Origin of the sequence: Bradyrhizobium sp. 1, assembly GCF_023073315.1 — a bacterium.
Taxonomy (GTDB): domain Bacteria; phylum Pseudomonadota; class Alphaproteobacteria; order Rhizobiales; family Xanthobacteraceae; genus Bradyrhizobium.
Genome location: NZ_JADPJH010000026.1, coordinates 125,449 through 145,691, shown reverse-complemented (window position 1 = coordinate 145,691; position 20,243 = coordinate 125,449). Strand labels below are relative to the sequence as shown.

Below are 20,243 nucleotides of genomic sequence, written 5' to 3'. Positions count from 1 at the left end.
TCTCCCGCAAGGGGAGAGGGTACACCGTCGTCGTGCCGAGAATAAAAAGGAGAGGGCGGAAGCAATGCCGAAGATCGATCGGGACGGCGTCGGGATCTACTACGAAGTTCACGGCAACGGGCCGCCGCTGCTGCTCACGCACGGCTACTCCTCGACGTCGGCGATGTGGCATGGCCAGGTCGACGCGCTCGCGAAGAACCACAAGCTGATCTTGTGGGACATGCGCGGCCATGGTCAGTCCGATTACCCCGATGATCCCAAGGCCTACAGCGAAGCGCTGACGGTCGGCGACATCGCGGCGATCCTCGATGCGATCGGCACTGAGCGCGCCATCATCGGCGGGCTGTCGCTCGGCGGCTACATGTCGCTCGCGTTCTATCGCAGCTATCCGCACCGCGCCCGTGCGTTGCTGATCATCGACACCGGCCCGGGCTTCAAGAAGGACGACGCGCGCGAGGCCTGGAACGCGCGGGCGCTTGCGACCGCCGACAAGCTCGATCGCGAAGGCCTCGACATGCTGAAATCGGCGACGCGCGAGCGCGCCACCGCCAGCCATCGCAATGCCAGGGGATTGGCGCTCGCGGCACGCGGCATGCTGACCCAGCGCGATGCGCGCGTGATCGAGCTGCTGCCCGACATCAAGGTGCCTAGCCTGATCGTGGTCGGCGCCGAGGACACGCCGTTCCTGGCGGCCTCCGACTACATGGCGGCAAAGATTCCCGGCGCACAAAAAGTCGTGATCCCCGCCGCCGGACACGCCGTCAATATCGATCAGCCCAAGGCTTTTGTTGACGCGGTCGAACCTTTCCTGAAGAACTTGCCGGGATAGGACGGGCCGGACGAGGACACAGGCAATGAAGCGGGCGATGTTGGCTGCGGGCGCGGTGTTGCTCTCGATGTCTGCGCAGGCGGAACCGTTCGGCGGCCTGCCACAACGCCAGCCTTTCGTCACGACCTTGTCCAACAACATTCCGCTCGCCTTCGGCATGGATGCCGGGCAGACCGCGCGGGCGCTGGGGCAACCGCTGCAGTATGTGCGGGGGCGGCCCGGCAACGAGATCTATCTCGCTTTGCGTAACCTCGGCGGCAGCGGGTTGATCCCCTCCCGCCATCGCCTGTTCCTGCAATTCCGTCACGGCCGGCTGGCGGGATGGAAGGAGGACTACGGCGAGAACTGGATGTGGGAGTAACGAATAACTCTCACTCCTCATGGTGAGGAGGCGCGAAGCGCCGTCTCGAACCATGCAGGCCCCGCTGCTGCATCTTGGCCTGCATCCTTCGAGACGCTTGCTACGCAAGCTCCTCAGGATGAGGGGAGAGAGCGGACTTCGTGATTGACGACCAACCAAGAAGGACAACCCGCGTGGGACAAGACATCAAACTTACGGCTTCCGACAATTTCCAGCTCGGCGCCTATCGCGCTGATCCCGCAGGCACGCCGAAGGGCGCGGTGGTCGTGATCCAGGAGATTTTTGGGGTCAATCATCACATCCGCTCGGTCTGCGACCGGCTCGCAGGCGAAGGCTATGTCGCGATCGCGCCGTCGATCTTCGATCGGACGTCGCCGGGCTTCCAGTCGGGTTACACGCCCGATGAGATCGCCGAAGCGCGAAAATTCGTCGCCAGTCCGGACTGGGAGGCGATGCTGCGCGACACGCAAGCCGCGATCGACGCGGTCAAGAGCGTCGGCCCGGTCGGCATCATCGGCTTCTGTCTCGGGGGCAGCGTCGCCTTCGTCGCGGCCACACGGCTGTCGGGCCTGAAGGCCGCGATCGGCTATTACGGCGGCGCCGTCGTGCGCTTCGCCGACGAGAAGCCGAAAGTGCCGACGCAACTGCATTTCGGCGAGAAGGATACCGGAATTCCCCTGACCGATGTCGAAACCGTCAAGGCGAAGCGGCCGGACGTGGACGTCTTCATCTATCCGGGCGCCCAGCACGGCTTTCATTGCGACGAGCGGCCGAGCTACGACAAGGCGAGCTCGGATATCGCCTGGCCGCGCAGCCTGGAATTTTTCGCGAAGCATTTGAAGTAGCGCGCGGCTGATTCCCTTCGCGGGAAACGGGTGGCTGCTGCCTGGCGCGCGGCGATAGAGCTGGCTGATCGAGCCAACTCACGCCGGGAGATCGCCATGCAGCAGGCAAATACCAACATCGTCATCCGCAATCCGTTCGGCACCATGGACGTGCCCATGCCGGATGACGCTGATGTCATGGACTATGCCGCGACCGGGACGCTCTCCGGCGATGCGGCAGACGGCAACGCGGCGCCATGGGCGTCCGTCGCCGCGCCTTCCGATCCTCTCGAAGGCGTCTGGGCGAGCCGATGGAACGGCGGCGCCGATCCGACCATCGTCGGCGATACGCCGGAAGCGTGGAAAGAGGGGCGCGCGGAAGTCCGCGTCGCGGGCGGGCGGATCTATCTTCGCTTTGACTGGGACAATGGTCGACGGCACGGACTGATCGATGCTGCGCAGGAGGGAGCGCGTCTGGTCGGCAAGTACATCAACCTGACCAATCCCGCGATCATGCGGCCGTGGGTCGGACTCGTGGTCAACGCGGCACGGATCGACGGCAGCTTTCCGAACGGACGGCTTGATTTCAGGCGGTGAGCTAGAACCAGCGTTCGCCGACGAACACAGTGTCGCCCGGGGCCAGGGGCGTGCCGAGCGGGACGACGGCGCGCATGGATCCGCCGGCTTCGGTGTGCGTGACGGTGACGATGTCGCGCTTGGCGCGGGGCGAGAAGCCGCCGGCAATCGCAACGGCGCTCTCGACCGTCATGTTGGGCACGTAAGGGTATTGGCCGGGCGCGGACACTTCGCCGAGAATGAAGAACGGGCGATAGGAATCGATCTCGACGGCGACCGAAGGCTCGCGGATATAGCCGTTGCGCAGGCGCGCGGCGATTTCGCCGGCAAGGCCCGCCGTGGTGCGGCCGCGCGCCGGCACCGCGCCGATCAGCGGCATGGTGATGGAGCCGCCGGCGTCGATGGCGTAGCTGTTGGTGAGACCTTCCTGGCCGTAGACCACGACGCGCAGCTTGTCGCCGGCGTCGAGATGGTAGGAGGCGTCGTAGCGCATCGGCCCCGCCATCGGCGCGGCGTAGCCGACCTGCATGGGCGCGGGCGAGGAGGCAAAGGAATTGCTGAGCGCCGCGATGGCGCCACCGCCGCTGTTGGCAACGACGACCGGTTGCGGCGCGCCATAGGGCTGGCCATAGGCCATGGAATCGAGATCGGCGCGCGGCTGCAAATAAGCGACGGGGCCGGCGGTCTGCATGCAGCCGCCAAGGGTCAGCGCGGCGGACGCTGCCAATATCGACCATCGAAACGCGCGTGCAACCGGCACCGGACCTATCCCTCGGAACGAGACAGCTCCAGTGATGCACCGGTTATGGTTAATAAAGCGTTGTGGGGGCTTTGGTCGCAACCCTCCCCTGGAGGGGGAGGGTCGGCTCATATTGAGCGCAGCGAAATATGAGACGGGGTGGGGTGATCTCTCAACACGGGCAGTGCTCGATACGGAGAGACCGTCACCCCACCCCGCTACGCATTCAGCTTCGCTGCATGCGTAACGACCCTCCCCCTCCAGGGGAGGGTAAGCACATCACCGCTTCGACGTTGCAGTTACGCGCTCACACCGACGCCGATCGGGCAGGACACGCCGGTGCCGCCGAGACCGCAATAGCCGGCGGGATTCTTCGCCAGATATTGCTGATGGTAGTCCTCGGCAAAATAGAATTCGCCGGCGGGCGCGATCTCGGTGGTGATGGCACCGAGGCCTTTTGCGGCAAGCGCCTTCTGATAGAGCGCCTTGGACGCGTCGGCCGTTTTCTTCTGCGCATCTGAATAAGTGTAGATCGCACTTCGGTACTGCGTGCCGACGTCGTTGCCCTGGCGCATGCCCTGCGTCGGGTTGTGACTCTCCCAGAACGCCTTCAGCAGCCGCTCATAGGAAATCTTCTTCGGGTCGAACACGACCAGCACCACTTCGGTGTGGGCGGTACGGCCCGAGCAAACTTCTTCATAGGTCGGGTTCGGCGTGTGGCCGCCGGCATAGCCGACAGCCGTCGTCGTGATACCGTCGCCGAGCTCCCAGAACTTGCGCTCGGCGCCCCAGAAGCAGCCGAGCCCGAACACCGCCTGCTCGAGGCCGGCGGGATAGGGCGCGTGCAGCTTGCTGCCGTTGACGAAATGAGTAGTCGCGGTCGGAATGGCTTGCGCACGGCCGGGCAACGCTTCCGTGGCGCTCGGCAATGCGGTGGTCTTGCGCATGAACAGCATGACGGATCTCCGGAACGAGCTGTCCGTCGCTCGAGCCAAAGCGCTCAGGCGGCGTGCTCGCGATCAAGGTGGGAATATAGGATCTACGTCAGCAAGGGCAGCCCTGTTACGCGGCCGGCAGCGCGAGGCTCGGTTCCGGCGGGAATTGAAGATCAATCCCGGCGGGAATTGAAGATCAATTCCGGGAATAGCCGATCAAGGGTTTCCGCGGCCGGAACAGGATCATCAGCAGGATGCCCAGAATACCCAGGACGGCGAACACCGGCTGATCCAGCACCAAGCGGATCACCGAGGTCCAGAGCCAGGGCGCCTTGGCCTCGACCCAGGTCCGGAACGCGGTCTGGCTCGCCTGATTGATGTCGTTCCAGAACTGGCCGAAGCGGGTGAACTTCAGGGTCTGGTCGGCCACCCAGCGGGCGCCGTCATAGACCATGAAGATGAACCCGCCGGCCAGCAGCAACAGCCCAATCAGTCGGAAAAAGCCGCGGATCATGCCTCACCTTATATGGTCGTCCGATCGGACGACCATCGGAACGCCGCCAGCCAATAGCCGGGAGGCGGCAGAAATTCAACCTCTTCAGGGCGTTACGACACCCGTCCAGCCCGTTTGAGGCCAGTTTTCCAGCCCCGGAAAGCGTTGACGGTGTCGCAGACCCTCTCTATAAGGGCGCCAACTGGCGGTGGGCGCAATCCTGCCGCCGCTGTTCTTTGAGCAGTCGCAGGCTCCTTGGGCTTATAGGCCCTTCGAAGCCTCATGTTCCGGGAACAGCCTAGCAACCGAACACCCTAATTCCGAGCGTCGATTCAGCGGTCCAGCAGCCGGCGCTACCCGACCAAGACGCGACCGGTACCGCAAAGGATATTGAGACCATGGCCAATACCACCTCCGCCAAGAAAGCGACGCGCAAGATCGCCCGCCGCACTGCCGTCAACAAGTCGCGCCGCACCCAGATGCGTGGCGCCGTCCGCACTGTCGAAGAAGCCATCGCGACCGGCGATCGCGCCGCCGCGCTGAAGGCGATGGCGTCTGCCGAGCCCGCCCTGATGCAGGCCGCGCAGCGCAACATCGTTCACAAGAACAACGCCAGCCGCAAAGTCTCGCGCCTCAGCGCGCAGATCGCCAAGCTCGCCAAGTAAGCTTTTCGCGAAGCAAGTGCGCCGAGTCATCTGATCGGTTGATCCGGTTGACATCGCGCTCGTCAATCAGCCCGGCCTCGCGCCGGGCTTTTTGCTGCCTGTCATAGTCACGCAAGCAGTCACGCGTCGGCCAATCTTCGATTGGAAGATTTGCGCTGCCTGCACTATGATGCGTTCCGTCGTTCTACCTGCGGATGATTTTGCAACAGCGGAAGCTTTCACTGCGCTGCGAAAAACCCTTGCGGGGCGGGTTCAAGTTGAATTTGTGCGCGCGCGAGTTCTGCACACCGTAGTTCCCCGGAAGGTATCTCGCGGTGGAGCTACCCTGCGAAACGAGACTCAAAAAACGATGTCTCGCTAACAACTTATCGACATAGTGCCGACAAGCATTTGGAAAAATCGCTCGCGCGTCGGGTGCGTGACGTTTTTGTAAAAAAAAATTGGCGGTGACGGGGAATTGTCACATGACGCGCGGCGTCTTCGAATCTGTGCACGGATTCAAACTCTTGCTCGCAAGCCTGTGCACAACTCCCGCGCGGCGTTAACGCTGGTCAAGTTTTTAAACGCCTCAAGTTGGAATCAATTTCGTTGCGAGTCTTTCCGCTTGGTGTATTCCTTAAGTCGTCCGCAGCGCCCACGATCTTGAGACCAGCGCGGTTTTAGAAACGGGGCGAGCGTGCAAATCGGCGGCGGTGTGCACGTAGGCGACGCTTCAACAAGCGATTGTCGGTTCAAAACCCACAGCAATGTGGGAACGGTAGTTTTTTGTCTGAATGTCTCCAAGCGGGATCTTCTTGATCTCGCTCGCGCCAGGCGCACCTGAGAGACATCTTGCGGCTACCCCGACACGCGTGATTGGCGACGCCGAGCGGACGAACAGTGCAGACGGGCAGGACATCGGCGACTTCATCGCAGTTGTCTCAGGACACGCAGGACCTTGCCGTGAGCAATCACGGCAGGACGGGGAGGTATCATGTCTTACGGACTCAACGCGGTATTGAAACAAGTCTCATACTCCAACGATGCCGTCTTAAATCCGTCGGACGTCCAGCCTCCCGCGTGTGACGGAGCGCCGAGTACGCGCTGACCTCGCGACCGCACCATCTCTGACATCGCTGATCTGACCCAAGGCGTTCGCGCCGAACGGCGGAGCTGTGTCCGACGATGGAATCGCTCGAGGTCACGCCATTGCAGACATCCTGATGGCAGGAACCCTGCATGGCGCTCACAACGCAACTTTATCTCTCAGTAAAAGTTTTCAAATGATGACGACATCGGAACAGGATCGCTGGTCACGCGTGAAGAGCCGGCTGCGCTCGAACGTTGGCGAAGACGTCTATACGAGCTGGTTCGCTCGCATGGATCTCGAAGGCGTGCAGGAGGAGAGCGTGCGGCTCTCGGTTCCCACGCGCTTTCTGAAGAGCTGGATCCAGGCCCATTATGCCGAGCGCGTGCTGTCGTGCTGGCAGGCCGAGATGCCCGAAGTGCATCGTATCGATCTGACCGTTCGCTCCGCGATGCGCCCGGTGGTGCAGCAGAAGGAAGCGCCCGCGCCGGTCGAAGCACGCCGCGCACCTGCGCCGGAGCTGCGCTCGACCGCGACCGCGCCGGTCTCCGCCAATCATGATGCGCTCGGCGGCTCGCCGCTTGATCCGCGCCTGACCTTTGCGAGCTTCGTCGTCGGCCGCTCCAACACGCTGGCCCATGCGGCCGCGCGCCAGGTCGCGGAGGGGCGCCGCGGCGACCCTGTGATGTTCAACCCGCTCTACATCCACGCCGGTGTTGGCCTTGGCAAGACGCATCTCTTGCAGGCGGTGACCTGGGCCGGCAATTCCGGCAATGAGCGCAAGGTGCTGTATCTCACGGCTGAAAAGTTCATGTACGGCTTCGTCGCCGCGCTGAAGACGCAGACGGCACTCGCCTTCAAGGAAGCGCTGCGCGGCATCGACGTGCTGGTGATCGACGATCTCCAGTTCCTGCAGGGCAAGTCGACCCAGGCCGAGTTCTGTCACACGCTGAACGCGCTGATCGATGCCGGCCGCCAGGTCGTGATCGCGGCCGACCGTCCGCCGTCCGATCTCGAAAGCCTGGATGAGCGCGTGCGCTCGCGGCTGGCCGGCGGCCTCGTGGTCGAGATGGGTTCGCTCGGCGAGGAGCTGCGCCACGGCATTCTCAAGTCGCGCGTCGCGGCGGCCCGCGCCCATCACGCGACGTTCGAAGTGCCCGAGGAGGTGTTGACCTATCTGGCCCGCGCCATCACCCATAACGGCCGGGATCTCGAAGGCGCGATCAATCGCCTGCTGGCGCACTCGAAACTCAACAACCGGCCGGTGACGCTGGAAATGGCCGAGCACGAGGTGCGCGACCTGATCCGGCCGCAGGAGCCGAAGCGGATCAAGATCGAGGACATCCAGCGCGTGGTGGCGCGGCAGTATAATGTCAGCCGCTCCGACCTGCTGTCCTCGCGCCGCACCGCCAACGTGGTCCGTCCGCGCCAGGTGGCGATGTACCTCGCCAAGACCCTGACCTTGCGCTCGCTGCCGGAGATCGGCCGCCGTTTCGGTGGTCGTGACCACACCACGGTGCTGCACGCCGTGCGCAAGATCGAGGCACTGGTCTCCAAGGACACCGCGCTGTCCGAGGAAGTGGAGTCGCTGAAGCGCCAGCTTCAGGAATAAACGCCTAGGCCTCCCGCCAATCTCCCGCCGCCCCGGCCATGCGCTGGGCGGCGGTTTTCGTTTGGGCGGGAAATCGTGGGAATCGTTCGGAACTACCCCTCAATCCCTTGAAACGGATGGCTTTCCGCGCCACCTTGCGCGACCCTGACGGCTTTGGTCATATCGGCTGGATGATCCGGCTTTTCGGGGTCTTCGGTGCCGTGGCGCGCTTTTCGGCCGCCCGGCTTTTCCAACGTTATGTTTCCTTGGGATCGGGCGAGTAGTGCAATGAAGGTTACGGTCGAACGCGCGCAACTCCTGAAGTCGCTGGGCCATGTTCACCGCGTGGTCGAGCGCCGCAACACGATTCCGATCCTCGGCAACGTGCTGGTCCGCGCCGAGAACGCGAAATTGTCGCTGAAGGCGACCGACCTCGACCTCGAGGTGACGGAAACGCTGCCCGCGGAAACCGCGACCGCCGGTTCCACCACCGTGCCCGCGCACATGTTCTACGACATCGTGCGCAAGCTGCCTGACGGCTCGCAGATCGTGCTGGAGGCCGACGGCGACCGCGCCGTGCTGGCGATCCGCGCCGGCCGCTCGCGCTTCACGCTGCAAACGCTGCCGGAGAATGATTTCCCGGATCTCGCCGCCGGCGACATGTCGCATTCGTTCAATCTCGCCGCCAAGGACGTCAAGCGGCTGATCGACCGCACCCAATTCGCGATTTCCACCGAGGAGACGCGCTACTACCTCAACGGCATTTATCTGCATGCCGCGGGCACCGCGAACGCCGCGACCTTGCGCGGCGTGGCCACCGACGGCCATCGCCTCGCCCAGCTCGATCTGGTGCAGCCCAAGGGCGCCGACGGCATGCCCGGCGTGATCGTGCCGCGCAAGACGGTCGGCGAGGTGCAGCGCCTGATCGAGGACACCGAAGCCGAGATGACGATCGAGCTGTCGCAGGCCAAAATCCGCTTCACCATCGGCAACGTGGTGCTGACCTCGAAACTGATCGACGGCACCTTCCCCGACTACGGCCGCGTCATCCCGCAAGGCAATGACAAGGAGCTCGTGGTCGACAAGAAAGACTTTGAGAACGCGGTCGATCGCGTTTCCACGATCTCCAGCGAGCGCGGCCGCGCGGTCAAGCTGTCGCTGTCGCCGGGCAAGCTGGTGCTGTCGGTCACCAACCCGGATTCCGGCAGCGCGACCGAAGAGCTCGAAGTCGAATACGCCTCCGACGCCCTCGATATCGGCTTCAACTCCCGCTACCTCCTCGACATCGCCTCCCAGATCGAAGGCGACGTCGCCACCTTGAGGCTCGCCGACCCCGGCTCGCCAACCCTGGTGCAAGACCGCGACGACAAGAGCGCGCTGTATGTGCTGATGCCGATGCGGGTGTGAGGGACGTGCTCCCTCGCCGACGCACCCTGCTTCTAGAACTGAGCGCGATGCGCATTGATGCGCCCTCTCCCCTTGTGGGAGAGGGCTACTCCGCCGGCAGATACACATTCAGTCGGGTGAGGGGTTAGTGCCGCAAGAGCCGTCCCATCGGCCAGTCCCCAAAAATATCCGCCAATTTGCGAAGAACATGCGGCACGAACCGACGGACGCGGAAGCCGCGATGTGGCGCCTGCTCAGAGACCGTCGCCTGTCGACATACAAGTTTCGCCGGCAGGCCCCACTCGGAAACTACATCCTTGATTTCGTCTGCTTCGATAAGCGTCTCGTGATCGAAATTGACGGAAGCCAGCATGCGGAATCACGAAGCGACGCAGATCGTGACGCGGCTCTCTCCGCTGAAGGCTTTGCGATGGCGCGCTATTGGAACAACGACGTGCTGCAACAATCCGAAGCTGTGTTGGAGGACATCCTTGCAAAGCTTGCCGGGCGGTAACATACCCTTCACCCGTCGCCTCACTTCGTGAGGCGCCACCCTCTCCCACAAGGGGAGAGGGGAAGAAACGCGCCCATGACGAATAACTGATGACCCCCTCCCGCATACACCGGCTGACGCTGACGCATTTTCGTAATTATCGGGCGGCGGGGCTCGAGACGGCGGCTGACATGGTGGCGCTGGTCGGGCCGAACGGGGCGGGCAAGACCAATTGCATCGAGGCGATCTCATTCCTGTCGCCGGGACGCGGCTTACGGCGCGCCACGCTGGAGGACGTCGCCGACAACCAGGGCGACGGTTCCTGGGCGGTCTCCGCGCAGGTCGAGGGCGCGCTGGGGCTCGCCACGCTCGGCACCGGCATCGACCCGCCACGCGCAGATGCCGCCGTGAGCCGGCGCGTCCGCATCGACCGCGAGCCGGTCAATTCGGCGACAGCCTTCGGCGACCACATCCGCATGGTGTGGCTGACGCCGGCGATGGACGGGTTGTTCATGGGCGGGGCTTCCGAACGCCGGCGTTTCTTCGACCGCCTGGTGCTCGCCATCGACAGCGAGCATTCCAGCCGCATCTCCGCGCTCGACCGCTCTTTGCGCTCGCGCAACCGCCTGCTCGAGACGCGCAATTACGACGACCATTGGTGTGATGCGATCGAGCGCGAGACCGCCGAGCTTGCGGTCGCGGTCGCCGCCACGCGCGGCCAGACCGCGGCGCGGCTGACCGGCATGCTGAACGCGCGCGCGCAGGCCGCCGCGTTCCCGTCCGCGCAGATCGCGCTCGACGGCTGGATGGAGAACGCGTTGCTCAACGAGACAGCAACGTCGGTCGAGGACCGCTACCGCCAGATCTTGCGCGACAACCGTCCGCGCGATGCGATTGCTGGCCGCACCACCGATGGCCCGCATCTCACCGATCTCCAGGTCATCTACGCGCCGAAAAGCATGCCGGCGCGCGATGCCTCGACCGGCGAGCAGAAGGCGCTGCTGATCGGCCTCGTGCTGGCGCATGCGAGCCTGGTCGCCGAGATGACCGGCATCGTGCCGCTGCTGCTGCTCGACGAGGTCGTTGCCCATCTCGATCCGAGCAGGCGCGCCGCATTGTTCGACGAGCTGCGCAAGCTCGGCGCACAGGTGTGGCTGACCGGCGCGGACCCCGCCGCCTTCACCGAGATTGGCGCAGGCGGCGAGGTCTTTGACGTCGAGAGCGGACGAGTATCGGCCCGGCGATGATCTTCGCATTGAACCCGACCGTTTTCCGCCACGACTAGTTGGCAAGAGGCCGCGCCGACGGTGTCGCAGCCGTTACCCATCGCGCGATGACACGATGCGCGACATTCCTGGAGAGTGAGATGCGGACGGTAGGGCCCGGGGCGCAAGCCCCGGCACGATGGCGGGCGTTTGCGTGCGGCCTCGTCTTCCTCGCAAGCTGCATGCTGGCGGCAAGCGCCAGCGCCTGGGTGCCGCATCTGTCCGCGCTGTTTTCGGCCGAGCTCACGCCCGACCCCGATTCCAAGCTGCCCGCGCCGACCCGTTACAGCTACAGGGGAATCCACACCACCGTCGTACTCGGCGTTGAAACGCCGCTCCGCACCAAATTAGAGGCCACCGTGCCCGCCAAAATGCGTGACGTCCTCGCCTTCTACCGCACCGAGCTTGGGAAGCTCGGCTGGCAGGAACAGCACGACGGCGCGATGGTCTCCGCCGATCACGTCCAGCTTGCCTTCGTCTCCCCGCTCGGACCCGGCATGCTGGCGCTCGACCGCAACGAGAGCGGCACCGCGGTCAACCTCGTGCAGAAGAACGCATCTGTCGCAACCAACGCGAATGTCATGCCCGAGCCCGGCCAGGCGATGCTGGTGTTCTCCAATATCAGCGAGACCGAAGCCACGCTCACGATCAACGACCGGACTATCAAGCGCGCCAGCGGCGCCCACGCGGTGTCGCTGGATCTGGCGCCCGGCAAATACGCCTACGAGCTGAGCGTGCCGGGCCATCCAGCCACCACAAATATCCTTAACTTCGCTGCCGGCGACACCTGGGAGCTCACGGTCGGGCGCGACGGCGAGGCATGGTCGCCACTCCTGCTGTATTGAGCCCTGTTTGAACCTGCCGGGTTCCTGCCGCGACTAGTCGTCTGGGGCCGCGCCGACGGTGTCGCGGCCTGCAATTGCGCAAGGGATTAAGACCCGCGCAAAATCCTGGAGTTTTCTCGATGTCGATCATCAAGCGCGGGACCCAGGTCCCGGCACGCTGGCGGCTGCTTGCCTGCGGCCTTCTGCTCATGGCGAGCGCGTCGCTCCCCGCACGCGCCGACGATGGCATCGTCGATGTTCACGCCCTGCCGAAGCTGCAAGGCGCATTCGAGGACAATTCACGCCCGGATCCCCACCGGGTGCAGTATGGCGTGCCGACCATCGTCGCGGTGACCACCGCTGCCGCGCAGAAGATGCTCAGTGCCGACGGCTGGGTGCCCTATGTTCGCCCGCTCGACGAGGCCAACACCGGTCTCGCTTTCAAGAAGGGACGGCAGGGACTTTCCGTCTCCTTCACGCAGGGCCTCGGCCGGCCCGATCAATCCTCGGTCACCTACACGCCGAACCGCATCTACTCGAATGTTCCCTTCCCCGAGAGCGCGATCGATCTCGTGTTCGACGAGACCCGGCCGTATCTCGGCTGCATCGCGCCGGCCACGCTCGAGGCCACGCAGGATTTCTATGCCAGGGAAATGGCCGCGATCGGCTGGCGCAAGCTGACGCCCGCGACCGCTGCAAGCTGGCCGAACGCGGACCTGACCGTATCAGTCCCGAACGGCGTGCGCGCGTTCTACGACCATCCCGACGGCGACTCGACGCAGTTCTATCAGCAGAAGCCGGTGATGCTGACATTGACCCGTCGTGACGACGGGCGGACCAATGTCGACATCCGGATCGCGCCGTTCGCGCTGCCGACCAATCTCGAGGCGGAAGATATGTCCGGCCTGCCGGCGCCGAAGCCGTACAAATCAGCGGGGAGCAGAGGCGATGCCCGATCGAACCGGCGCGAGCTGACGGTCGCAGCTCTTGCCGATCTGCCCGCCGTGCTCGCCTTCTATCATCGCGAATTTGCGGCGCGCGGCTGGACGGAGGAGGGAAATGCACCGCCTGCCCCAGGCGATGAAGTCGCGCTTAAATTCTCCTCGCCTGAGGAGACCGGCGTGCTGCGGCTCGGCCGCAAATACGATTTCACCATGGTGCGTTTGACCGCACAGGTGAAGGAAGCCGTGCTCGCCGCCCGCGCCAAGGCGAAGAAAGACGCCGACGACAAGTTCATGCAGGACGCCGATGCGATGGTGAAACAGGTCATCGCCGCCGACGAAGTCAGGCGCAAGGCGCAGGCCGCCACGCTGTCCGACACGCCCTTGCAGGCACAGGCCGGCAGCAACACGCCGGTGCCGCTGCCCGAAAACGCCGAAGGCCTGAAGTTCGAAGGCAGCGACGGCCAGCTGGAATTTTCCTCGGCATCGAGCGTGAAGGCGCTCACCGCATTCTACCGCGCGGCGCTGAAGCCCGCAGGCTGGAAAGAGCAGCCCTCCGTCATCAACCAGCCCAACATGGCGGTGATGGAATTCTCCAAGGGCGGCAAGTCGATCTCGATGACCGTGATGCAGATGGGCCCGAAGGTGAATGTCCGCGCGGACGGCACCGGTCTGGTCATGGCTGCCGCAAAGCCGGTCGAGGCTAAATCGGCAGAATCCAGGCCCGCGCAGGCGAAATCGACCGAGCCGCTCAAGCCGGATCCCGACTCCGCCCTGCCGGTGCCGATGCAGCGCAGTTCCAGCGGGGTCAGCTCGACGAAATTCCCCGGCAGCGACCAGTCGTTCCGGACCGAGCTCGAAGCCAGCATCCCCGCCGAGCTGTCAGATGTGCTCGCATTCTATCGCGTGGAGCTGACCAAGCGCGGCTGGCAGGAAAAGGCCGACGGCGCGACCGTCACCGCTGAGCGCGCGGAGCTGGCGTTCACCTCGCCTGACGGACCGGCCATGCTGAAGCTTGGCCGCGTCAGGGACGAAACCACGGTCAGCCTGGTGCAGCGGAATCCGCAGGCCGCGATCAAGGCCGACATCATGCCCAGGGCGGGCCAGGCCAAGGTGATCCTCGGCAATATCGGGCCGAAGGAGGCGTCGCTGACGATCAACAATCAGACCGTGAAGATCGCCGCCGGCGCCGGCGGCCCGCAATCGCCGAAAGGCCCGATGCTCGATCTGCCGCCCGGCAAGTACCAATATGCGTTGCGTGTGGCCGGACGCCCTGCCCGTAACGAGACCCTCACCGCCACCGCCGGCGACGCCTGGGGCCTGCTGGTGGGGCCGGACGGCGATGTGCTGCCGCTGCAGATGTATTGAGGCAGCCACGCAACAGGTGCGCTCCCTCTACCGCTTGCGGGAGAGGGAGCAGCGAGTCCGAGGCCGACCGATTGAACCAAGTTCGCGCGAACGGTTTCAGCCACCTCGAAACATCCCTCCCCAACCCGCAAAAACCACGCCTCTCAGACGCCCAAAACAGCCCCTCGGATTGCGCTTTTTGCGAGCCTCCGAATCGGCCTCCAAAAGCCTTGAAAAGTCGCTAAAAAATCCTATCTGATCAAAGACTTGCCGGAAGATACTTTGCGCTAGGCGCAAGTCCTCTTTCATGGCACAAATAGCCTGCAAATCAGCGCCTTTTGCGCCGCTGATTCGGGCGACATCTCGAAGGCCTCTCATGACAGAACCTGCTCGGCAGACGCCTGCCGAAAACGAACCCTCAAATCCGAGCGATTACGGGGCGGAATCGATCCGCGTGCTCAAGGGTCTCGATGCCGTCCGCAAGCGTCCCGGCATGTATATCGGCGACACCGATGACGGCTCCGGCCTGCACCACATGGTCTACGAAGTCGTCGACAACGCGATCGACGAAGCTCTCGCGGGCCACGCCTCGCGCGTCGAGGTCGTGCTCAATGCCGATAATTCAGTGACTGTGCGCGACGACGGCCGCGGCATTCCCGTCGACATCCACAAGGGCGAAGGCATCTCGGCGGCCGAGGTCATCATGACCCAGCTGCACGCCGGCGGAAAGTTCGACCAGAACTCCTACAAGGTCTCCGGCGGTCTGCACGGCGTCGGCGTCTCCGTGGTCAACGCGCTGTCGAGCAAGCTCGGTTTGCGCATCTGGCGCGACAACAAGGAACACTACATCGAATTCGCCCATGGCGATGCCGTGGCACCACTGGCGGTGGTTGGCGATGCGCCCGGCAGGCGCGGCACCGAGGTGACGTTCCAGGCCTCGACGGAAACCTTCAAGAACATCGAATATGATTTCGCGACGCTGGAGCACCGGCTGCGCGAGCTCGCCTTCCTCAACTCCGGCGTCAACATCGCCCTCTCCGACATGCGTCACGCGGTCGAGAAGCGCGAGGAGATGTACTATTCCGGCGGCGTCGAAGAGTTCGTCAAATATCTCGACCGCAACAAAAAAGCGATCGTGCCGGCGCCGATCATGGTGAACGCGGAAAACAACGGCATCACTGTCGAGGCCGCATTGTGGTGGAACGACAGCTACCACGAGAACGTGCTGTGCTTCACCAACAACATCCCGCAGCGCGACGGCGGCACCCATCTGGCCGGTTTCCGCGGTGCGCTGACGCGCCAGGTCAACGGCTATGCCGAAGCCAATGCGAAGAGGGAAAAGATCGCGCTGACCGGCGACGACTGCCGCGAAGGGCTTACCGCCGTGCTGTCGGTGAAGGTGCCAGACCCGAAGTTTTCGTCGCAGACCAAGGACAAGCTGGTGTCTTCGGAAGTGCGCCCGGTGGTCGAGAACGTCCTCAACGAGGCGCTCCAGGCTTGGTTCGAAGAGCATCCGTCTGAGGCCAAGATGATCGTCGGCAAGGTGATCCAGGCCGCCGCCGCGCGCGAAGCTGCGCGAAAGGCGCGCGAGCTGACGCGCAAGAGCCCGCTTTCGGTCTCCTCGCTGCCCGGCAAGCTCGCCGACTGCCAGGAAAAGGACCCCGCGAAGTCCGAGCTCTTCATCGTCGAGGGTGACTCGGCAGGCGGCAGCGCCAAGCAGGGCCGCAACCGCGAATTCCAGGCGGTGCTGCCGCTGCGCGGCAAGATCCTCAACGTCGAGCGCGTGCGTCCCGACAAGATGCTGGGCAGCGAGCAGATCGGCACGCTGATCACGGCACTCGGGACCAGCATCGGCGAAGAGTTCTCGATCGAGAAGCTGCGCTATCACAAGATCATCGTGATGACGGACGCCGACGTTGACGGCGCTCACATCCGCACGCTGCTGCTGACCTTCTTCTACCGGCAGATGCGCGACATTATCGACGGCGGCTATCTCTATATCGCCCAGCCACCGCTCTATAAGGTCAACCGCGGCAAGTCGGAGCAATATCTGAAAGACGAGCGGGCGCTGGAAGATTATCTGATCGATACCGGGCTCGACGACTGCGTCTACATTCCCGGCACCGGCGGCGATCGCACCGGACGCGACCTGCGTTCGCTGGTCGACGATGCCCGCGCCGTCCGCGGCATCCTGCGCAGCCTGCACACCCGCTACAATCGCAAGGTGATCGAGCAGGCCGCGATCACCGGCGTGCTCAACAAGGCGATCTACGGCGACTCGGAGAAAGCAGCCTCGGCCGCGCAATACATCGCCGCCCGCCTTGACACGCTTGCCGACGAGGCTGAGCGCGGCTGGATCGGTCAATACGTGGAAGGCCAGGGTTTCCAGTTCGAGCGCACGGTGCGCGGCGTCAAGGAAGCCGCCGTCATCGACGACGCATTCCTGGGATCGGTCGAAGCCCGCAAGCTCGACGATTACACGGTGAAGCTCCAGGACGTCTATGTCCGCCCCGGCAAGCTGCGGCGCAAGGATGTCGAGCACATGGTCTACGGCCCGGTCGATCTGTTCGAAGCCGTCACCGAAGCCGGCCGCAAGGGCGTCACGCTGCAGCGCTACAAAGGTCTGGGCGAGATGAATCCGGAGCAGCTCTGGGAGACGACGCTCAACATCGACGCACGCTCGCTGCTGCAGGTGAAGGTCAAGGAGGTCGACGAGGCCGACGACATCTTCACCAAGCTGATGGGCGACGTGGTCGAGCCCCGCCGCGACTTCATCCAGGAACATTCGCTGAGCGCGACGATCGATATCTGAGGCGGGTTGGCCTGATAGGGCGTCATCACTCTCGGTGCAACCTCTCCCGCTTACGGGGAAGGCATAGGCCGCCCTTCGGCGGCCGTTCTAAACAACGCCGAGCCGAAGGCTCGGCCATGGCGAAGCGACGGGTGGGGCCTTTCTTCTCTTGGGGGCATTCTCCGCAAAGTTCGACAATCCCACCGCCGAAGCACCCCAACCCTCCCCCGCAAGCGGGAGAGGGCGCGCACCACCTTTAAGGCGAGACACCGTCTCCTGAACCTCCCCACCTGCCACCGCGACAAAATAGCGTAGCTGGCACTGGTAGAGGTCTGAACGAATGCTGTCGACTTTAGCTGGCCAGCGCCAAATGTACGTGCAGCAGGCCTTCGAATTGGCCGAGCTCTTCGGTTTCGAGACCCGCAACAAATATCGCATCTGCGATGAAAATGGCCGCGATCTGCTCTATGCGGCTGAACAGCAAAAGGGACTTCTCGGCTTCCTGTGGCGCCAGGCATTTGGGCATTGGCGCTCTTTTGAGATCCATTTCTTCGACAACGCTCGACAGCCGGTCATGCGCGGGGTTCATCCCTTCCGCTGGTTCTTCCAGTGTCTGGAGCTGCATGCGCGCGACGGCCGCCTCATCGGAACCATCGAGCGTCAGTTTTCGATTCTCACCAAGACCTTCCATGTGCACGATGCGCAGGGGAGAGTGGTGCTCGAGGTCAGTTCACCCTTTTGGCGCGTGTGGACGTTCCCGTTTATGCGCGGACCGCAAGAGCACGCGCGCGTTGCGAAAAAATGGTCTGGCCTGGCCTCTGAACTGTTTACAGACCGCGATAGTTTTCTCGTGGAATATTTGGACCCCAGCCTGACCGAAGACGAACGCGCACTGGTTCTCGCAGCTGCGATTTACATCGATCTCATGTACTTCGAAGCCAAAGGCGAGGGCGGGGTCATCAATTTGATCCGCGATTGAAACCCCGTTTAACCTCCTGAACCTCGCCACCCGCCATCACGACGAAATAGCGCAGAACCATCGGCCTGTTCGGGTCGGGAAACACCATGTCATGAGCGCCCCCGCATTGAAGCCCACCCTGCCCCCCCGCCGGCTCGGCATCATCGGCAGCATTGTCGGCGTGCTGGCGTTGATGGCGGCTGTGCTGCCGCATTGGGTGGTGCCGATGGTGTTTCCGCCGCCGCCGGCGGACCAGGTCATCGTCGACACTGGCCATCGCATCAAGGACCGCCTGATGGCGCGGGTGAAGGGCATAGAGTATCAGGCGCCGAAGGTCGAAAAATCCGCCGGACGCAGCTGGTCGGAAACCGCTTCCGCGACCGCAATCTCGCTCGGCCTGCTCGCCATTTTACTCTCGGTCCTCTCGCTGGTTTTGCGCGAAGAACGACTTCTCGCCGGTGTCGCCGCCGTCCTCGGCACCGGCGCCATCGCGATCGAAATCTCCTTCGTCATGATCGGCGCGCTGATCCTGATCGCGATCCTCTATGTGGTCGGAAATATCATCGGCCTGCTTTAGGGGCGCTTGCCGCACACACCACCCTCATCCTGAGGAGCCCGCCGGAAGCGGACGTCGCGAAGGGTGGCCACAGGCGGCACAGGGCCTGGCATGGTTCTCCTGGCGATACGCAGCATCGTCCTGATCCGCGCGTTCCGCGCTCCTCACCATGAGGGATTAGCAGTCCCGCCGGGGCTCACGGACCGGCTCCGAAACACCGCCGGCACAATTGCTACCGCGCTCAATTCCCTATAGTTTCCGCCCCAAAGCAGCCCGCCCACCGCAACAGCACAGCGAGAATCCACTTGGCGCCCATCCAGTACATCGTCGAGGGCGGTCACCGGCTCTCGGGCTCGATCGAGCCGTCCGGCAACAAGAATTCGGCGCTGCCGATTATCGCCGCCGCCCTGCTCACCGAGCATCCGGTGACGCTGGAGAACGTGCCGCGGATCCGCGACACCGAGACGCTGGTCGAGCTGATCCGCTCGGTCGGCGCGTCAGCGGAATGGACCGGGCGCAATACGCTGGTGATTCATGCCAAGAGCATCCGCGCCGCCGATCTCGACCCAGAGCTCTGCGTCCGCATCCGCGCCTCGATCCTGCTCGCCGGTCCCCTGCTCGCCCGTTGCGGCGAAGTGATGCTGCCGCCGCCGGGCGGCGATGTTATCGGCCGCCGCCGGCTGGACACGCATATGCTGGCGCTGGAGCAACTCGGGGCCAAGGTCACCGCGACCGACCGGCTCGAATTCCGCGCTTCCAAGCTGACCGGCGCCGACGTGTTCCTTGACGAGCCCAGCGTCACCGCGACCGAGAACGCGCTGGTCGCGGCGGTCGCTGCCGACGGCGTTACATATCTGCGCAACGCGGCGTCCGAGCCGCATGTGCAGGACCTCGCCAACTTTCTCGTGGCGCTCGGCGCGAAGATCGAGGGCATCGGCACCAACACCATGATCATTCATGGTCCGGCGACGCTCGGCGGCGCGACCTACCGGATCCAGCCCGACCATATCGAGGTCGGCTCGCTGATCGGCCTTGCCGCCGTGACGCGCTCGCAGCTTCGCATCACGCGCGCCGGCGTCGAGCACCTGCGCTCGATCCGCATGGGGTTCGAGCGGCTCGGCATCGTCTGCCGCGTCGAGGGCGATGATCTCATCGTGCCCTCGAACCAGACGCTGAAGATCCAGGACGATTTCGGCGGCCACGTGCCGAAGCTGGAGGACCAGCCCTGGCCGGCCTTCCCGGCCGACCTGATGTCGATCGCGATCGTCACCGCCACGCAATGCGAAGGCGTGATCCTGATGTTCGAGAAGATGTTCGAATCCAGGATGTTCTTCGTCGACAAGCTGATCGCGATGGGCGCGCGCATCGTGCTGTGCGACCCGCACCGCGCCATCATCGCCGGCCCCAGCCGCCTGCGCGGCGCATCGATGATCTCGCCCGACATCCGCGCCGGCATGGCGATGCTGCTCGCCGCGGTCTGCGCCGAGGGCACCTCCACGATCAACAACGCCGACCAGATCGAGCGCGGCTATGAGCGCATCGACGAACGGCTGAATGCGCTTGGGGCAAAGATCAAGCGCGTGCCGGAGCGGAAGGGCTAGGT

Annotated in this window: 19 protein-coding genes; 15 read left to right on the top strand and 4 right to left on the bottom strand. The window is 64.0% G+C overall.

Features of this window, described 5'->3' with window-relative positions; translation table 11 throughout:
- Positions 1-64: 64 nt before the first annotated feature.
- The 4 genes from IVB29_RS21195 to IVB29_RS21180 all read left to right on the top strand — a co-directional run bounded on the left by IVB29_RS21195 (position 65) and on the right by IVB29_RS21180 (position 2,611).
- Positions 65-829 carry an alpha/beta fold hydrolase gene (locus IVB29_RS21195; RefSeq protein WP_247505329.1) on the top strand — a complete coding sequence of 255 codons (765 nt, stop codon included), beginning with the start codon at positions 65-67 and terminating at the stop codon, positions 827-829.
- Between the two features lie 25 nt (positions 830-854).
- Positions 855-1,190: a hypothetical protein gene (locus IVB29_RS21190; RefSeq protein ID WP_247505328.1), complete on the top strand. Its 336-nt coding sequence runs from the start codon at positions 855-857 to the stop codon at positions 1,188-1,190.
- Positions 1,191-1,363: 173 nt separating this feature from the next.
- Complete coding sequence (locus IVB29_RS21185; protein WP_247505327.1) at positions 1,364-2,035, top strand: dienelactone hydrolase family protein; 672 nt, start codon at positions 1,364-1,366, stop codon at positions 2,033-2,035.
- 96 nt (positions 2,036-2,131) lie between these two features.
- Entirely contained in the window at positions 2,132-2,611 is a 480-nt protein-coding gene (locus tag IVB29_RS21180; RefSeq protein WP_247505326.1) for a hypothetical protein, read from the top strand.
- 1 nt (position 2,612) lies between these two features.
- Here IVB29_RS21180 and IVB29_RS21175 read toward each other — a convergent pair whose 3' ends face one another.
- From IVB29_RS21175 to IVB29_RS21165, 3 genes are all read right to left on the bottom strand, one after another.
- Positions 2,613-3,350, bottom strand: coding sequence for a polysaccharide biosynthesis/export family protein (locus tag IVB29_RS21175; RefSeq protein WP_247505325.1), 738 nt, complete (start codon positions 3,348-3,350; stop codon positions 2,613-2,615).
- A gap of 278 nt (positions 3,351-3,628) precedes the next feature.
- Positions 3,629-4,285: a peptide-methionine (S)-S-oxide reductase MsrA gene (gene msrA, locus IVB29_RS21170; RefSeq protein ID WP_247505324.1), complete on the bottom strand. Its 657-nt coding sequence runs from the start codon at positions 4,283-4,285 to the stop codon at positions 3,629-3,631.
- Positions 4,286-4,460: 175 nt separating this feature from the next.
- Positions 4,461-4,778 carry a hypothetical protein gene (locus IVB29_RS21165; RefSeq protein WP_247505323.1) on the bottom strand — a complete coding sequence of 106 codons (318 nt, stop codon included), beginning with the start codon at positions 4,776-4,778 and terminating at the stop codon, positions 4,461-4,463.
- A 377-nt stretch (positions 4,779-5,155) separates the two neighbouring features.
- Between IVB29_RS21165 and rpsT the strand changes: the two genes are divergently transcribed.
- Together rpsT and dnaA are read left to right on the top strand one after the other, a co-directional pair.
- The gene (rpsT, locus tag IVB29_RS21160; protein ID WP_247505322.1) at positions 5,156-5,422 is read left to right on the top strand and encodes a 30S ribosomal protein S20; all 267 of its coding nucleotides are present in this window, start codon (positions 5,156-5,158) and stop codon (positions 5,420-5,422) included.
- Between the two features lie 1,265 nt (positions 5,423-6,687).
- The gene (gene dnaA, locus IVB29_RS21155) at positions 6,688-8,100 is read left to right on the top strand and encodes a chromosomal replication initiator protein DnaA (protein WP_247505560.1); all 1,413 of its coding nucleotides are present in this window, start codon (positions 6,688-6,690) and stop codon (positions 8,098-8,100) included.
- 92 nt (positions 8,101-8,192) lie between these two features.
- Here dnaA and IVB29_RS21150 read toward each other — a convergent pair whose 3' ends face one another.
- On the bottom strand, positions 8,193-8,333 hold the full coding sequence (locus tag IVB29_RS21150) for a hypothetical protein (RefSeq protein WP_247505321.1): 141 nt from the start codon (positions 8,331-8,333) through the stop codon (positions 8,193-8,195).
- 34 nt (positions 8,334-8,367) lie between these two features.
- Between IVB29_RS21150 and dnaN the strand changes: the two genes are divergently transcribed.
- The 9 genes from dnaN to murA all read left to right on the top strand — a co-directional run bounded on the left by dnaN (position 8,368) and on the right by murA (position 20,241).
- Positions 8,368-9,486 carry a DNA polymerase III subunit beta gene (gene dnaN / locus IVB29_RS21145; RefSeq protein ID WP_247505320.1) on the top strand — a complete coding sequence of 373 codons (1,119 nt, stop codon included), beginning with the start codon at positions 8,368-8,370 and terminating at the stop codon, positions 9,484-9,486.
- Positions 9,487-9,613: 127 nt separating this feature from the next.
- On the top strand, positions 9,614-9,979 hold the full coding sequence (locus IVB29_RS21140) for a DUF559 domain-containing protein (RefSeq protein ID WP_247505319.1): 366 nt from the start codon (positions 9,614-9,616) through the stop codon (positions 9,977-9,979).
- Between the two features lie 89 nt (positions 9,980-10,068).
- Positions 10,069-11,205 (top strand): DNA replication/repair protein RecF, encoded by a 1,137-nt coding sequence (gene recF / locus IVB29_RS21135; protein ID WP_247505318.1) that lies wholly within the window; start codon positions 10,069-10,071, stop codon positions 11,203-11,205.
- 119 nt (positions 11,206-11,324) lie between these two features.
- Positions 11,325-12,068, top strand: coding sequence for a hypothetical protein (locus IVB29_RS21130; RefSeq protein ID WP_247505317.1), 744 nt, complete (start codon positions 11,325-11,327; stop codon positions 12,066-12,068).
- 119 nt (positions 12,069-12,187) lie between these two features.
- The gene (locus IVB29_RS21125; RefSeq protein ID WP_247505316.1) at positions 12,188-14,356 is read left to right on the top strand and encodes a hypothetical protein; all 2,169 of its coding nucleotides are present in this window, start codon (positions 12,188-12,190) and stop codon (positions 14,354-14,356) included.
- A gap of 355 nt (positions 14,357-14,711) precedes the next feature.
- A complete protein-coding gene (gene gyrB / locus IVB29_RS21120; protein ID WP_247505315.1) occupies positions 14,712-17,147 on the top strand; it encodes a DNA topoisomerase (ATP-hydrolyzing) subunit B in 2,436 nt (811 codons plus the stop codon).
- Positions 17,148-17,466: 319 nt separating this feature from the next.
- A complete protein-coding gene (locus IVB29_RS21115; RefSeq protein WP_247505314.1) occupies positions 17,467-18,105 on the top strand; it encodes a phospholipid scramblase family protein in 639 nt (212 codons plus the stop codon).
- Between the two features lie 91 nt (positions 18,106-18,196).
- Positions 18,197-18,661, top strand: a complete 465-nt coding sequence (locus IVB29_RS21110; protein WP_247505313.1) for a hypothetical protein — start codon at positions 18,197-18,199, stop codon at positions 18,659-18,661.
- Positions 18,662-18,945: 284 nt separating this feature from the next.
- Complete coding sequence (gene murA, locus IVB29_RS21105; RefSeq protein ID WP_247505312.1) at positions 18,946-20,241, top strand: UDP-N-acetylglucosamine 1-carboxyvinyltransferase; 1,296 nt, start codon at positions 18,946-18,948, stop codon at positions 20,239-20,241.
- Positions 20,242-20,243 lie beyond the last annotated feature (2 nt).

Excerpts from the sequence above, each read along its gene's own strand:
- IVB29_RS21195 (WP_247505329.1), top strand. The coding sequence starts at position 65 with ATGCCGAAGATCGATCGGGACGGCGTCGGGATCTACTACGAAGTTCAC.
- IVB29_RS21190 (WP_247505328.1), top strand. The coding sequence starts at position 855 with ATGAAGCGGGCGATGTTGGCTGCGGGCGCGGTGTTGCTCTCGATGTCT.
- IVB29_RS21180 (WP_247505326.1), top strand. The coding sequence starts at position 2,132 with ATGCAGCAGGCAAATACCAACATCGTCATCCGCAATCCGTTCGGCACC.
- msrA (WP_247505324.1), bottom strand. The coding sequence starts at position 4,285 with ATGCTGTTCATGCGCAAGACCACCGCATTGCCGAGCGCCACGGAAGCG.
- IVB29_RS21165 (WP_247505323.1), bottom strand. The coding sequence starts at position 4,778 with ATGATCCGCGGCTTTTTCCGACTGATTGGGCTGTTGCTGCTGGCCGGC.
- rpsT (WP_247505322.1), top strand. The coding sequence starts at position 5,156 with ATGGCCAATACCACCTCCGCCAAGAAAGCGACGCGCAAGATCGCCCGC.
- dnaA (WP_247505560.1), top strand. The coding sequence starts at position 6,688 with ATGACGACATCGGAACAGGATCGCTGGTCACGCGTGAAGAGCCGGCTG.
- dnaN (WP_247505320.1), top strand. The coding sequence starts at position 8,368 with ATGAAGGTTACGGTCGAACGCGCGCAACTCCTGAAGTCGCTGGGCCAT.
- recF (WP_247505318.1), top strand. The coding sequence starts at position 10,069 with ATGACCCCCTCCCGCATACACCGGCTGACGCTGACGCATTTTCGTAAT.
- IVB29_RS21130 (WP_247505317.1), top strand. The coding sequence starts at position 11,325 with ATGCGGACGGTAGGGCCCGGGGCGCAAGCCCCGGCACGATGGCGGGCG.
- IVB29_RS21125 (WP_247505316.1), top strand. The coding sequence starts at position 12,188 with ATGTCGATCATCAAGCGCGGGACCCAGGTCCCGGCACGCTGGCGGCTG.
- gyrB (WP_247505315.1), top strand. The coding sequence starts at position 14,712 with ATGACAGAACCTGCTCGGCAGACGCCTGCCGAAAACGAACCCTCAAAT.
- IVB29_RS21115 (WP_247505314.1), top strand. The coding sequence starts at position 17,467 with ATGCTGTCGACTTTAGCTGGCCAGCGCCAAATGTACGTGCAGCAGGCC.
- IVB29_RS21110 (WP_247505313.1), top strand. The coding sequence starts at position 18,197 with ATGAGCGCCCCCGCATTGAAGCCCACCCTGCCCCCCCGCCGGCTCGGC.